The 13,564-nt window shown below is 67.4% G+C and carries 14 protein-coding genes and 1 pseudogene; 1 reads left to right on the top strand and 14 read right to left on the bottom strand.

From position 1 onward, the window contains the following. Positions 1-56 precede the first annotated feature (56 nt). A complete protein-coding gene (locus tag AC0LPE_RS11655; RefSeq protein WP_490606264.1) occupies positions 57-1,121 on the top strand; it encodes a helix-turn-helix transcriptional regulator in 1,065 nt (354 codons plus the stop codon). Here AC0LPE_RS11655 and AC0LPE_RS11650 read toward each other — a convergent pair. The 14 genes and pseudogenes from AC0LPE_RS11650 to AC0LPE_RS11585 all read right to left on the bottom strand — a co-directional run bounded on the left by AC0LPE_RS11650 (position 1,118) and on the right by AC0LPE_RS11585 (position 13,523). Then, positions 1,118-2,161, bottom strand: coding sequence for an ABC transporter ATP-binding protein (locus AC0LPE_RS11650; protein ID WP_490606263.1), 1,044 nt, complete (start codon positions 2,159-2,161; stop codon positions 1,118-1,120). The genes AC0LPE_RS11655 and AC0LPE_RS11650 overlap by 4 nt on opposite strands. A gap of 65 nt (positions 2,162-2,226) precedes the next feature. Further along, the gene (locus AC0LPE_RS11645) at positions 2,227-2,946 is read right to left on the bottom strand and encodes an oxygenase MpaB family protein (protein ID WP_490606262.1); all 720 of its coding nucleotides are present in this window, start codon (positions 2,944-2,946) and stop codon (positions 2,227-2,229) included. A 7-nt stretch (positions 2,947-2,953) separates the two neighbouring features. Further along, positions 2,954-3,859 carry an oxygenase MpaB family protein gene (locus AC0LPE_RS11640; protein ID WP_490606261.1) on the bottom strand — a complete coding sequence of 302 codons (906 nt, stop codon included), beginning with the start codon at positions 3,857-3,859 and terminating at the stop codon, positions 2,954-2,956. A gap of 23 nt (positions 3,860-3,882) precedes the next feature. Continuing rightward, on the bottom strand, positions 3,883-4,437 hold the full coding sequence (locus AC0LPE_RS11635) for an Rv1363c family protein (protein WP_490606260.1): 555 nt from the start codon (positions 4,435-4,437) through the stop codon (positions 3,883-3,885). Next, positions 4,424-5,641, bottom strand: coding sequence for an MlaD family protein (locus AC0LPE_RS11630; protein ID WP_490606259.1), 1,218 nt, complete (start codon positions 5,639-5,641; stop codon positions 4,424-4,426). The genes AC0LPE_RS11635 and AC0LPE_RS11630 overlap by 14 nt, the downstream gene beginning before the upstream one ends. Continuing rightward, complete coding sequence (locus AC0LPE_RS11625) at positions 5,638-6,696, bottom strand: MlaD family protein (protein WP_490606258.1); 1,059 nt, start codon at positions 6,694-6,696, stop codon at positions 5,638-5,640. Before AC0LPE_RS11625 ends, AC0LPE_RS11630 begins: the two co-directional genes overlap by 4 nt. Positions 6,697-6,728: 32 nt before the next feature. After that, positions 6,729-7,853 carry an MCE family protein gene (locus AC0LPE_RS11620; protein ID WP_490606257.1) on the bottom strand — a complete coding sequence of 375 codons (1,125 nt, stop codon included), beginning with the start codon at positions 7,851-7,853 and terminating at the stop codon, positions 6,729-6,731. Continuing rightward, complete coding sequence (locus tag AC0LPE_RS11615; protein ID WP_490606345.1) at positions 7,844-8,893, bottom strand: MCE family protein; 1,050 nt, start codon at positions 8,891-8,893, stop codon at positions 7,844-7,846. The genes AC0LPE_RS11620 and AC0LPE_RS11615 overlap by 10 nt, the downstream gene beginning before the upstream one ends. Then, a complete protein-coding gene (locus AC0LPE_RS11610; RefSeq protein ID WP_490606256.1) occupies positions 8,893-9,117 on the bottom strand; it encodes a hypothetical protein in 225 nt (74 codons plus the stop codon). Before AC0LPE_RS11610 ends, AC0LPE_RS11615 begins: the two co-directional genes overlap by 1 nt. Continuing rightward, on the bottom strand, positions 9,114-10,187 hold the full coding sequence (locus AC0LPE_RS11605; RefSeq protein ID WP_490606255.1) for an MlaD family protein: 1,074 nt from the start codon (positions 10,185-10,187) through the stop codon (positions 9,114-9,116). The genes AC0LPE_RS11610 and AC0LPE_RS11605 overlap by 4 nt, the downstream gene beginning before the upstream one ends. Further along, complete coding sequence (locus tag AC0LPE_RS11600) at positions 10,184-11,461, bottom strand: MlaD family protein (protein WP_490606254.1); 1,278 nt, start codon at positions 11,459-11,461, stop codon at positions 10,184-10,186. The genes AC0LPE_RS11605 and AC0LPE_RS11600 overlap by 4 nt, the downstream gene beginning before the upstream one ends. 3 nt (positions 11,462-11,464) lie before the next feature. Then, a complete protein-coding gene (locus AC0LPE_RS11595; RefSeq protein WP_490606253.1) occupies positions 11,465-12,301 on the bottom strand; it encodes an MlaE family ABC transporter permease in 837 nt (278 codons plus the stop codon). A 20-nt stretch (positions 12,302-12,321) separates the two neighbouring features. Continuing rightward, positions 12,322-13,128 (bottom strand): annotated as a pseudogene (locus AC0LPE_RS11590) (MlaE family ABC transporter permease); the annotation flags it as partial. A gap of 170 nt (positions 13,129-13,298) precedes the next feature. Further along, positions 13,299-13,523 carry a hypothetical protein gene (locus tag AC0LPE_RS11585; protein WP_490606252.1) on the bottom strand — a complete coding sequence of 75 codons (225 nt, stop codon included), beginning with the start codon at positions 13,521-13,523 and terminating at the stop codon, positions 13,299-13,301. Positions 13,524-13,564 lie beyond the last annotated feature (41 nt).

Raw genomic sequence — 13,564 nt, 5'->3', positions numbered from 1 at the left:
ACCATCCCCTGAATCGGGGATGCTCCCGTCTCCCGGATCCGGCGCATACTGGGCTCATGCTCGAAGTGCGGGCGAAGCGGCTACGCCGCGAGATCCTGGAGTTCGCGGGCACCGGCGCCGGCGTCACCGCACTGCACCAGCACGCCATCGAACTGGTCGATCGCACCGTACGCAGCGACCTGACGTGCTGGGCACTGTTCGATCCCCTGACCCTGGCGTTCGGTTCGATGACCAGTGGGCGCAACCGCATTCCCGGCGAGTACGAGCCACTGCTCGCCGAATCGGAATGCGGTGGACACGATCCCGCGACGTTCGCAGACATCGCCCGCAGTGGACGAACGGTGGTGCGGGCCTCGGATCTACCGTCGACCGAACTCGCCCACAGCCTCCGGCACGCTGCGGTGTGGCGCCCACTCGGACTCCACCGTGAGGTGCGGGTCGTCTTCACGGTGGACGGGTTGTGTTGGGGATCGGCCGGTTTCGTCCGATCGGGACCGGACTTCACGGATCGGGAGCTGGAGTTCCTGACGATGGTCGCGCCGGCGGTGGCGGCCGCGACCCGGGCGGCCGCCGTCCACACCCTGCGTGCACGCCCCGGAGCCAATCCGGGACCGGCCGTGATCGTGACGGATCCAGCGGGTGAGCCGGTCGCATCGACGGTCGCGGCGCGGGCATGGGAGGAGCGGCTCGCCGGTCCCGTGCGATTGGCACTGCTGTTGCGGGCGGCAACGTTCGGAGCTCGGGCGAGTTCGACCGGAGTGTTCCGGGCGCGTATCCGCAACGAGGGTGGAGGCTGGATCGTCGTCCGTGCAGCGCCGTTGAGCACCGACGGCGACGAATCCCGCACGGCGGTCACCATCGAACCCGCGGCGGACAGCGAGCTCACAGAGGTGCTGTTCGCCGCGTACGCGCTGACCGCACGCGAGTGCGAGGTGTGCACCGACGTACTGAGCGGACTGTCGACGACCGAGATCGCTCGGCACCGGGGCATCACGCCGAACACGGTGCACGACCACCTCAAATCCGTCTATGCGAAGACGGGAGCGGGTAGTCGCGCGGAACTCGTCGCTCGGTTGGCCGGCCGGCAGATGCCCCGGCCGTCGCTGTCGTCCCCTATCTAACGCAGCACCACCGGGATCAGTTCGGTGGGCGCGTCGGACCCCGTGAACGCCGTGGTTCGAGGCTGAGAATCCATGTCCTCGAGGATGGCGCTCTGGGCGGCCGGGGGCAGAGTGTGCAGGATCGAGCGCACCCGCTCCTGCCGACGCGCCACCGCCTGCCGCTCCGGCATCCCCGGCGTGGCCTGCATCTGCGGCACGATCCCCTCGATATCGTCCACACCACCGGCATGATGACCGGCATCGACGAGCGCCTGCTCGTGCGCCATCGTCGCCTCGTCCTTCTCCTCCGACATCCCGATCGGACCGATCATCGTGCCGTTGAGGAACTGCTTGACCACCGGCTCGTCCGAGGTCAACAACACCTCACGCGGACCGAACATCACCAACTGCCGACGGAACAACATGCCGATGTTGTCCGGCACCGTACGCGCCAGATTGATGTTGTGCGACACGATCAGGATCGTCGCATCGATCTCCGCGTTGATATCGATCAACGTCTGCGAAATATAGGTCGTGCGCACCGGATCGAGACCCGAATCCGGCTCGTCGACCAGGATGATCTCCGGATCCAACACCAGCGCGCGGGCCAGGCCGGCGCGCTTGCGCATCCCCCCGGAGATCTCACCGGGCAGCTTGTCCTCGGCGCCGAGCAGACCGACGAGCTCGAGCTTGCTCATCACGATCTGCCGGATCTCCGATTCGGTCTTCTTGGTGTGCTCACGCAACGGGAAGGCGACATTGTCGTAGAGGTTCATCGACCCGAACAACGCCCCGTCCTGGAACAACACCCCGAACAGCTTGCGGATCTCGTAGAGCTCCTTGCTCGAGCACTGCAGGATATCGGTGCCGTCGATGACGATCGAGCCCTCCTCCGGGCGCAACAGACCGATCAACGACTTGAGGAACACCGACTTACCGGTACCCGACGGACCGAGCAGCGCACTGACCTCACCGGCCGGCAACGTCAACGTCACGTCCTGCCAGATACGTTGCGAGCCGAAGGACTTGGTCAGCCCCTCGACGGAAACCTCGACTCCCACACTTACCTCCTGATGAACCCGACTCGGTGCCGGGTGATGATCCGTTCTGTCGATCCGCGGTGCGGTTACCGCGTTATCGGTCCTCGACGCAGGCGCCGGTACGTCGCGTATGCGGTCAGGGCGTGTCGATCGGCAGCGCCGACGTCGACCTCCCACAGCGTGCGCGCGGCCGGGTGCAGCAGCGTGCGGACGACCCGGGCCGGGATCCCGCGCTGCACCCAGTCGCGGGGCCGCAAGATCTGGTCGCGGTAGCGGTCGCCGCTGGGTGTGCGGGCCAGGACCGAGGCGCAGGTGTCGTCGAAATAGTCCGTGAACTCCGCCCAGTCCTGCGGCATCCGCCGATCGGAGATGCCGTAACGCCGGTACCACGCGCAACTGTCCAGGTAGAGCGCCTCCTTCTCCCCCACCTCGAGGCGACGGACGAAGACGTCGATCATCGTCACGAGCGTGTCGACGTAGGTGGCGTGCTGGAAGAAGAAGACATCCGGGTCGAGCGCGTGGTACCGGCGGCCGAGATCGTCCGTTCCCTTCACGTCCTCGTGCGCGAACCGGACGATCGGGCGGATGTGCCGGTCGTCGTACGCGGCACGGACGAGCGCCGGCACCGTCCGGCGTTTGTGCAACCAGAGCCGGCGCGGCGTCCGCGAGTGGTCCATGCCCGCCGCGATCGCCGGATGCAGCATCTGCAGCGCCACCGCCCGCGGCAGGGCGAGCAGGAAACGCCGGTCGTGCAGGTAGCGCCGCAACAACCCGTCCGGGTCGATGTCGGTGTCTGGAACGGTCATGCGCCTGTCAGATCAGATTGCGACCGGACTTGACGCGGCGACGCAGATCGGCGACGAGCGCTTCGCTTCCGCCGTGCCGCAGGAAACGCGGGATGAACCGATTGACGAACGAGACGAACACGAACAAGTGCTCGTAGCGTCGGCGGTCGGCTTCGCTCCATTCCAGGTCGAGCGCTTCCCGGAAGATCGGGGGCAGGCTCCCGATGGTGAGGAAACGCAGGAGATTCCGGAACATCAGGCGCATCGGCCAGTTGATCATCTTCAGATCGACCAGGTCCATCAAGTACGCCTTGGTGGTCTCGCCGAAGACGACCCGCTCGCAGGCGATGTTCCAGTACCTGTCGAAATCGGCCCGCGTCGCGGGCCACATGTCCTCGGTGACCTGCAGGGTTGTGCCGAGGGTGGAACCGGTGCGGTAGAACTCCTCGAGCTGCTCGTCGTCGAGCTTGCCGTGCAGCAGCTGGTACATGTCCTCGATGCCGATGTACAGGCAGGCAGCGACCCACAGCTGCAGTTCGCGGTTGAACGCGTTGTACTTGACCGGGCTGTTCTCGTCGGATCGCACGAACCGGTGGGCACCGTTGACGGCCTCGCGGTAGGCCTTGCGGTCCTCGTCGTTGCCGAGGATCGCCACAGCCAGGTAGGTGGCGGTGGTGCGGGCCCGCTTCCACGGGTGCTTGACCAGCGAGCCGGATTCGACCTTGCTTTCCATGACGCCGTACGCGACCTCGGGCCAGCCGAGCTGCATGATGACGTTCGCGGCGGCCCCGGCAAAGGACCAGAAGTCGACGGCGTCGGACACCTTGTGCTGCTTGCGAATCCACCGGTTGGGGCCGCTGGTGATGGTGATACGGGTCCGGCGCGAGCTCAGTACCGGTTCCCGGTCCAGGTCGTCGAGATAGGGAGTGGGCATCGCGTGTCTCCTCGTGGTGTGGGTCAGAGTGTTTCGACGTTGTCGACGAGCCAGCGGTCGTCGATGCGGACCAGGGAGAACACCATGCGGAAACGCGAGGTGCCCCCGTCGGGCGTCGAGACGTTCGTGGCGTTCTGGTCGGCGAAGACGAGCACCGTGGCGGTGTCGCCGTCGGCGTGCTCGGCGGCCGCGTGCAGCGCCTGCGCTTCGGCGCTCCCCTGTCCCTCGGTGACGAGTTCACGCAATGCGTCGACCATCGATCCGTAGCGTTCGGCGAAGGCCGGCGTGGACATCTCCGCGATCCGTTCGCGGTTGGCGTCGAGGTTCTGGTAGTCGAAGGTCGACATCACCACGGCGTACTCGCGCGCCAGTGCCACCGCCTCCTGTTCGGCCTGCTCGTCGGTGCGGTGATCGAGGAGGACCACGACGAGTGCTGCCAGCATCACGAGCAGAGCGTTGATCGAGAGGACCAGCGCGACCACCAGCCCGCGGGGCTTCGACGAGCGTCGTTCGACGGTCGTGGACTCTGGGACCGGAGCCTTGTCGAGGACTGCCGTACCGGTGTCATCGTGTGCCATGGGTGTTGCCTTCCAGCAGGCTCTTCCAGAAGTAGAGCAGTTCGGTGCCGCTCGGGATGAGGACCGGATCGGCAACGACAGGCGGTCCGATCACCGTGCCCGGGATGGTGCCTCCGAGCCCGAGATCGTTGGGGCGGGGTGCGTTGCGGGAGCCGCGTTGCTCGAGGTCCTGCCCCGGTGGGCAGTAGTAGTCGAGGTTCGGTTCGATCGGGGACGTGTCGCCGAGCGCGCGACGGGGATTGTCGTAGTAGCAGGCCGGTCCCTGCGTGGCGATCAGGGCGAAGTCCGCGCGGTCGCCGTGCACGATCGATTCGAGTGCCGCCAGGCCGCGGGGAATCGCGTCCAGACCGGTGCGCAGCGCCGCGGACCGGTCGGAGATCACCGGACCGACCGCGCCGAGGTTGGCGAGCACCGCGGAGAACGACTCCTGGTTCGCGCCGATGGCCTCGTCGGCACGGCGCATCGCGTCGGGGCCGGTGGCCATCATCGAGGCGATGCGATCCTCGTTGGCCTGCAATGATTCGGCGACGGTCCGCGCCGACGCCATCCCGTCGACGAACTCGGTGGAGTTCTCGGCCATGGTGCCCGTCAATCCGGCTGCGCGATCGAGCAGTTCGGCGAGGGCGGGCGCGTCCTCGGCGAACTGCGCGGAGATCCGGTCGGCGTCGGTGACGAGACGGGCCAGGTCGGGTCCGAGTCCTTCGAACGCGCTGCCGAGCTCCTGACCGACGGTCGAGATCACCGCGGGGTCGATGGTTTCGAGCAGATCGGCGGTGTGGGCGAGGGTTTCGGAGATCTGGGTGGGCTGCTCCTCGGCGGGCATCGTGATCTCGTCGCCGTCGGTGAGATAGGGGCCGTGGTCGACACGCGGGAAGATGTCGACGTTGAGCATGCCGGCCATGGTGCCCTGGGTGATCTTGGCGTAGGAGTCGACGGGGATACGGGTATCACCGTCGAGCGCGAAATCGAGGCGGGCACGCCGGGTCTCGGGGTCGAATCCGATACCGGTGACCATGCCCGCCTGGACACCGCGATACGTCACGACGGTGCCCTCGCCGACACCGAGGGCGTTGTCGACCGTGGCGTGGATGTTGATGCGGTCGCCGACACCGGTGGGTCCGACGATGTAGTAGATGCCGTAGGGCACCACGGTCAGCGCGGTGATGACGAACAGGACCAGCTGGACGACGACGATCTTCTTCATCGCTCCCCTCCGAGCAGTTCTTCCAGCGAGGCCGATGCGGACGCGTCGTCGAATCCGGTGAAGTCACCGGTGAAATACCCGCCGGTGAAGATCGTGTCGAGGCTTTCCGGGATCTCCAGGGCACCGTCGAACACCAGGTAGTCGCCGCGGACGGAACTGTCGAAGGCGGCCATGAAGGCGTTCATGTTGGCGAGGGCGGTGCCGATGCGGTCGTTGAACGACGCAAGCGTGGCGGTGATCGTGTCGGCGTCGCGCAACAGTCCGCCGGCCCCGTCGGGGGTCGCGGCGGTCAACTCGTTGACGTTCGCCGCCAGGCTCGTGGTGGCGTCGAGCAGGGAGGCCATACTCTCGCGTTGGGCCACCAGGACATCGACGGCGCCGGCGGTTTCGACGAGATAGCGGTCGAACATCTCCTCCTCCTCGACCATCCGTCGGGTGACGTCGGCGGCGAGCGTCATGGCCTGGTCGAAGGAGGTCTGTTCGTCGATCGCGCGGGTCATCATCTCGGTGGCGGTGTCGGCGAGGGCCTGGACGCTCCCGGATCGGCCGTTGAATGCGACGTTGAGTTCGCGCACGACGGTTTCGAGTTGGGTCAGTCCGCTGCCGCTGACGACATTGCCGAGCGCGGCGAGCATCGTCTCCACCCGGGGACCGAGGTCGACGTTCTGCTCCGATACGACGTCACCGTGGGCGAGCAGCGACGAACTCGGGTTCGGAGGCGGGACGAGTCGCAGGTACGGGCTGCCGAGCGCGGACGGGATCTCGACGGAGACGAGGACATCGGACGGCACCTCGAGGTCTTCCTCGAGCGAGACCCGCACGTCGGCGCCACCGGGTGCGGTGTCGAGTCCGGCGACGCGGCCGACGATCTGCTGGCCGTAGCGCACGTCGGCGCCGAGGACCAGGCCGTCCGCGGACGGCAGTTGCACGGTGACCTCGAAGTCGCCACCGCCGATGGAGCGTCCGACGGGAAGATCCTGGATGCCGTAGCCGCATCCGGACACCACCGTCGCGCAGGTGAGAGCGGCACCGACGAGGGCCAGGACCCGCGTCACGGAGTGACGAGGTGACGCTGCAGAAGCTGAGCTCACGGGTTACGTCCTGGTTGTCCACCGGTGACCGCGCTGACGATGCCGAGCGGATCCGAGGCGCTGATCGGGAAGGAGATCGGGTTGGTGAAGCCGGCTCCCGTGCACAGCGGGAGCGGATGTTCCGCGCACAGCGGGGCCGCGACCGCGAACTGCGTCAGCGCGGTGGAGATGTTCAGACGGATGCGGCCGCGACCGTCGGGGCCGATCGTGTCGGTCAGGTTCTCCATCATCAGCGGGACGAGGTCCATGAACTCGGCCAGACCCTGAGGGTTCTCGCCGAGGGTGTCGCCGATGACCTTCAGGTTGTCGGAGATCGCACCGAAGCTCTCCTGGTGCTGCGCGACGAAGGTGTCGACCTCGTCGAACACGACCTGCAGTTGCTGCAACGGCTCGGTGACGTCGAGATCGCTCTCCTCCCAGACCCCGGCGAGCGCGCTGAGATCGGTGACCATGCTGTCGAGACCCACCGACCGTTCGTCGAGGGCGCGCAGCAGTGCCGAAAGGTTCTCGACGAGCAGTGCGAAGTCCTCACTGGATGCCCCGACGACGCCCGTGGCGGCGGCGAGATCGGCGATGGCGTCGTGGAAGGCCGCGCCGCGATCCTCCCACACATCGGCTCCGCTGGTGAGGACGGCGCCGAGGTCGGCGTTGTCCGGTCCCATCGTCTCGATGATCGTGGACAGGCTGTCGAGCATGTTGTCGATGTCGATCGGCGAGTGGCTGCGGTTCTTCGGGATCACCCCGCCGTCGGCGAAGGTGGGACCGCCGTCGTAGGCGGGCCCCAGTTCGACGTAGCGTTCGCTGATGATCGCGGGGCTCATCACGTAGGCGGAGACGTCCTCGGGGAGGGTCACCTCGTCGGGGACGGTCATCGTCACTCTCACGGACGTTCCCTGCGGTTCGATGTCGGTGACGGTGCCGACCTCCACGCCGAGCACGGCGACGGTACTGCCCACGTAGATGCCGTTGACGTATTCGAAGTCGGCGTGGACGGTGTGACTGCGGTCGGTGCGGCCGAAGACGTACCACGCGGGCAACGCGATCAGAAGGAGTAGGACAAGGGTCGCCGCGACGATCTTCTTCCGTCGCGAGGTTCTCGTCGGTGTCGAGGTCACCGGCATTCCTGCATCACTCCGATCGCGCAGAGAAGATTGTCGGGAAGGACCGTGGCGGGGGTGACGACGTCCGCCCACGAGCCGTTGCCCGTGGCATCGGTGACGGTGCGCAGGGCTGGGGGCAGGCGGTCCATGAGCAGGCCGATCCGGTCGGCGTTGCGCTGGAGGGTCCCGGAGACCTCCACCAGGTTGGCGACGAGGCGGTCGGCGTCGCCGCGGTTGGCGGTGAGCGTCTCCGACATGGTCGCGATGACGACCCGCAGGTTCTCGACGAGCCGGGTGAGTGTGTCCTTGCGGACGACGAGGGTCTGCACGAGGGTGCGGGCGTCGACCGCGTTCTGCACCAGGATGTCCTGCTGGTCGACCGCCATCTCCGACAGCTTCCGGGCGGTGTCGAGGAGCTGGTCGAACTGTTCGCCGTGCCGGGAGAACGCGGTCGAGGCGGCGCTGATACCGGTGAGGGCACGGTCGAGCTCGTCGCTCTCCCGCGGCAGCACCTGCGACAGGGTGCTCATCATCTCGGTCATCGCGTCGAGGTCGAGGTCCTCGGCGACCGCGTCGGCGCCGGCTCCGATCTTGTCGAGCGAGTAGGGAACGGTGGTGCGGGCCAGCGGGATCCGGTTCGCTCCGTCGTCGACCCCGGCAGGACGGAGATCGAGATACCGCTTGCCGAGGACGGTTTCGAGCCGGACCGATGCGGTGGAGGTGTTGCCCACGGCGCGCTGCTTGTCGAGGCGGAAGTCGACGTCGACGTGGGTACCGGCGAGCCGGATGCCCTCCACGCGCCCGGCCGGCACGCCCGCGACGTAGACCGGATCGCCGGTGGCGAGTCCGGCGGCGTTGGCGAACTCGGCCGTGTACGGCTCGGTGCGCACCTGGTACCACACCCGCGGAAGTCCCACGGCCGCACCGAGTCCGACGACGAGGACGAAGATTCCGATGGTGCCGAGCACGAGCGGCATGTGGGTGGTGTTCTGCCGTCGGCCACCCCCGAACAGGAACTCGAGGGCACCGACGAAGACGTCGATGAGCTTGACGAGGAACATCATCGGGTGAGTGCCCCTCCCCCGGCTGCCGAGGCTGCGTCGCTTCGGAGGACGTGGACGAGATCGTCGATGTAGGCGATGCCCACCGCGACGAGCGAGACACTGGCGACCGCCACCACGACGACGACCGTCCAGGCCGCGAACTGGGGCACCCGGCCGATGCGGCCACCGAGTGCGGTGACGAAACGCACGAGCAGATCGATGAATCGGGTAAGGGTCATCATGAGCACACCGGCGAATGGGTCGGGCCGAAGATGTTCACTTCCGCGTCGCCTGCTTTCAGGGTGAAATTGCAGAGATAGAGACTGATGAAGCTGCCGTACTGCCCCGTGTGGTTGATGTTGTCGGCGAAGGCGGGCAGGCCGGCGAGCATGCGCTCGAACTCGGGAGTCGACGCGATCCACTGGTCGGTGACGGCGCCGAACTGCTGCAGGCTGCGGGTGAAGGCGCCCTGCGAGTCGGCGATGGTGTCCGCCAGTGCGGACACGCTCTGCGCACCGGCGTCGAGGAAGGCGGCCAGTTGCTGCCCGTCCCCCACCACCGAGGCGCCGAGCGCGGCCAGCCCGTCGGTGAGGTCGCGCAGTTCGTCGTGCCGGTTGTCGAGCGAACCGAGGATGCGGTTCATGTTCGTCGTGACCTCGCCGAGGATGTGTTCGCGGTCGCCGAGCTGCGTCGACAGCACCGCCACCCGGTCGAGGAACCGGGCGACCGCGTCGCCTCGGCCGTTGAAGGTGTCGACCACGTTCCGGGCGAGGACATTCACCTCCTGCGGGGGCAACGACTCGAACAGAGGCCGGAAGCCGTTCATCAGCGCGGTGAGGTCGATGGGTGGAGTGGTCTGCGAGACGGGCACCACGCCTCCCGGTTCGAGCACCTCGGCGCCGTCGGATTCGGCGGGCACCCCCGCCTCGGCGCCGTCGGATCCGGCGGCGACCCCCGCCTCGGGCAGGGTGAGCGCCACATAGCGAGCGCCGAGCATGTCGCCGTACCGGACGGACGCCTCGACGTCCTTCGGGAGGGTGCGTCCGCGTTCGACCTCCACGGTGACGCGGGCGAGCGCGCGACCGTCGTCGGTGTCGGCGACGTCGACCGCGTCGACCCGGCCCACCCGCACCCCGGACAGGGTCACGGGGTTGCCGGGGTTGAGCCCTTCGACATCGGTGAACTCGAGGACGTAGTTGTCGCTGGCACCCCGCACCGGCACGGCGAGCGCGTTGTAGACGAGGGTGCTGCAGACGACGCCGATGGTGCAGTAGCCGACCAGGGTCGAGACCTGGAGTCGTGTCAGTTTCACGGAATCCGTACCTCGCTTCCGCGGAAGAGGGGGGCGAGCAGTGCCGTCACCGCGGCGTGCGGTCCGGTCGGCTCCGCCGTGTCCTGTTCCGCCGGCGCCGCGGCGGGCTCGCCGCGCAATTGCTGTTCGAGAAGTTGCAGGGGGCCGGCCTCGGTGGCCGCGTTGATCACCGGCTTGGCGGCACTGTAGGAGCCGTTGCCGGGACTATTGCAGTTCGCGCCGGTGAGGGACCCGTAACTGGGGCAGTCCGCAGCGGTGTAGGGCAGCGGGCCGGCGAAGGACGGGACGGCGGTGATGTCGAACCGGCCGCTGCCGAAGACCCGAGCACCGGCGGCGCCGAAGGTCTCCGCGTTCGCGAGGGTGGCGTAGAGGCCGTCCGGATCGGCGCCGGTGGTCGCGAGGATCGTGCCGATCGAGTCGGTGACCGTGATCATCGTGTCCAGTCGGGGGCCGGTGAATCCGTCGACGGAGGCGGCGAGCAGAGTCGCCGCTCCCATCGTGTCGGCCAGGTCGCCGCGGTGTTCGACGATGGCCCGGGAGACCTCGGTCGCGGCGGACAGCATGCCCACCATGTCCGGGGTCGCGGTCTGGAGCGATTCCATGACCGTGACGAAGAGCGGTGTCGCGTCGATGAACTCGTTCAGCGACGGAGTGAGCTGGTCGGTGGTCGCGGCGAGCCGGTCGATGGTGCGTCCGATGGTCTCACCGTTACCGTCCAGGGCGCGCCCGAGCGCGTCGAGGGCCTTGGCCATCTCCTGCGGCTGCATCTGCTCGAGCACACTCGACATGCGGGTGAACACGTCGTACATCGCGACGGCCTCGGGGCCGGTGTCGACGGCGATCGAGTCGACCTCGGCGAGGGCGACCGCCTCGGAAGGCCCGGCGCTGCCGTGGGCCGCATCGCCGCCGGCCGGATCGGTGGTGACCAATTCGACGTAGATGTCGCCGAAGAAGGTGCGCGGAACCACGCGGGCCAGGACGTCGGACGGGATCGTGCGGGAGGCATCGATGTCGACGGCCAGTCGCACCCGCGATTCGGTGGCGCCGGCCTCGATCGAGGCGATCCGGCCGATGTCGACGCCGAGATACCGGACCGGTGCTCCGGCGTTGACCAGGCCGACGGCGGAGGGCACCTCGACGAAGACGTCCTCGGTCCGATCGAGCGCGCCGGTACCGCGCAGCACCATCACCGCCGCGACGCCGAGGGCCACGGCGAAGGCCACAGCACCCCGGACCAGATAATTCAGTCGTTCGCGTGAACTGGGACGGTCCACGAATCACACCCCCATACCAGGAATTTCGGGAACCAGTCCCCACAGCGCGAAGGTCAGCAGCACGTCGAGCACACCGATGGACAGGATCGCCGTGCGCAGCGCCCTGCCCGCGGCGGCACCGACGCCTGCGGGACCACCCGAGGCGTAGTAGCCGTAGGCGCAGTGCACCAGGCTGACCACCATCGCGAAGGCCATGGCCTTGATGCCCGAATACAGCAGGTCCTGCGGGGTGAGCACGAGGTGGAAGAAGTAGTCGTAGGTGCCGGCGGACGCGCCGTTGAACACCACCACGACCAGTCGGGTGGACAGGTAGCTGGCCAGCAGTCCGATCATGTAGATCGGGATGACACACACCATCGCGGCGATGGTGCGGGTGGCGGCCAGGAACGGGATCGACTTGATGGCCATCGAGTCGAGCGCGTCGATCTCGTCGGAGATGCGCATGGCCCCGATCTGGGCGGTGAAGCCGACGCCCACCTTCGCCGACAGGGCGATGGCGACGACGACCGGCGCCAGCTCGCGGGTGTTGGCCACCGCGGAGAGCATGCCCGACATCGTGGTCATCCCGACGAGTTCGAGGCCGCGCTGGGTCTCGACGCCGAGCATCATGGCCGCGGCGAGCGACATCGCGAAGACGATGCCGATCGTGCCACCACCGGAGAGCAGTGACTGGGTACCGAAGCTGACCTCGCTGATCTGCGCGATGACGTGCTTGCGGAATCGGGTGAGCGCGTACGGGATCGACGCAATGGTGCGGCAGTAGAAGGTGACGTGCATCCCGAGCGTCGCGAGATTGTCGCCGGTCTGCCGGATCGGCTGCGCCAGCCGGGTGGCCTGCAATCGGACATCGGTGCTCGTCGGAACTCACCCACTGCCGGGACGATCACCGTGTACAGCGCCGACAGAGCGGTGTTGACGATGAAGACGAGCGCGAAGGCGATGACGACGGCTTCGTTCACCGCGTCGGCCACCCCGCGCGGGCCGCCCTTGGTGTGCAACCCCTTGAACGTGGCGACCAGCGCCGCGAGCAGGCCGAACACCGCGGACTTCACGAGGGCCATGACGAAATCGGCCGGTCGGCCGTACTCGGCGAAGGTCGCCATGAACGTGCCGGCGGGCAGATGCTGCACGTAGATGTGGTAGAGCCAGCATGCCGCGACACCACCGACCGTGACCATCGAGCACAGCGCCAACGAGACGATGACCGCTCCGACGAGCCGGGGGGCGACGAGGCGCTCGAGGATGTCGAGACCCATCACCTCCATCGCGTCGATCTCCTCGCGGATCTTGCGGGACCCGAGATCGGTGCAGATGGCGGAGCCGGCGACGCCGGCGAGCATGAGCGCGCAGACCAGGGCCGAGGCCTGTCCGACGATGATGAACGCGACGACGGCACCCGAGTAGCCGCCGGCTCCGATGCGGCCGGCGAGTTCGCCGACGGACACCGCGATGAACACCCCCACCGGGACCATGAGCAGCAGAGACGGCCCGGTACAGACCCTCCCGATGAAGAGTGTCTGAGTGACCGTCTCGTGCAACGAAAGTCGCCGTCTGAACACCGCGGCCGCGAGGACCACGAGCGATTGGACGGCGAAGCCGATGAGATAGCCACCTTCCGTCGCGACGTCCCTGATGGGACCACGCGAGTTCGGCAACTCGTAGGTCATCTACCGGTTCCCTTCATCGAACCCCCCCTGGATGTCGGCGCCGGAAACCGCCCGTCGGCGCCGAGTGGAACTGTCCGGCCGGTGGCGGAGCGCGTCACGGTCCGAGCGCGTGAAGTGTGCCACGCCAGTCCTGTGCCGGACAAGAGCTAAGTGAACAACCATTCCGACGTTCACGTCATGCACACGTCGGAGAAGATGAGGACCGGCCAGCACACGATCGATCCGAGGAACGAGATCACCGGATCCACCCCGTCCATGGCACCGAGATGTGAGGTGTGGGTGAGGGTCCAGATCACCCCGACCAGGCCGTACGGGATTGCGACGAGGATGACGAGTCCGATGAACTCGGCGACGGTCATCTCGTAGGACAGGATCCTGCGGGCGATGGCAAGCATGGCAGAGCCCTCCTCGATGGATGGAAGAACGAGTGGAGAAC

This window comes from Rhodococcus sp. S3, assembly GCF_058211795.1.
The sequence above is the reverse complement of the archived record's forward strand: the minus strand, read 5'-3'. Positions and strand labels throughout refer to the sequence as shown.

Coding starts and splice junctions, on each gene's coding strand:
- AC0LPE_RS11635 (WP_490606260.1), bottom strand. CDS start 4,437: ATGGCACACGATGACACCGGTACGGCAGTCCTCGACAAGGCTCCGGTC.
- AC0LPE_RS11645 (WP_490606262.1), bottom strand. CDS start 2,946: ATGACCGTTCCAGACACCGACATCGACCCGGACGGGTTGTTGCGGCGC.
- AC0LPE_RS11585 (WP_490606252.1), bottom strand. CDS start 13,523: ATGCTTGCCATCGCCCGCAGGATCCTGTCCTACGAGATGACCGTCGCC.
- AC0LPE_RS11615 (WP_490606345.1), bottom strand. CDS start 8,893: ATGTTCCTCGTCAAGCTCATCGACGTCTTCGTCGGTGCCCTCGAGTTC.
- AC0LPE_RS11630 (WP_490606259.1), bottom strand. CDS start 5,641: ATGAAGAAGATCGTCGTCGTCCAGCTGGTCCTGTTCGTCATCACCGCG.
- AC0LPE_RS11640 (WP_490606261.1), bottom strand. CDS start 3,859: ATGCCCACTCCCTATCTCGACGACCTGGACCGGGAACCGGTACTGAGC.
- AC0LPE_RS11610 (WP_490606256.1), bottom strand. CDS start 9,117: ATGATGACCCTTACCCGATTCATCGATCTGCTCGTGCGTTTCGTCACC.
- AC0LPE_RS11655 (WP_490606264.1), top strand. CDS start 57: ATGCTCGAAGTGCGGGCGAAGCGGCTACGCCGCGAGATCCTGGAGTTC.
- AC0LPE_RS11620 (WP_490606257.1), bottom strand. CDS start 7,853: ATGCCGGTGACCTCGACACCGACGAGAACCTCGCGACGGAAGAAGATC.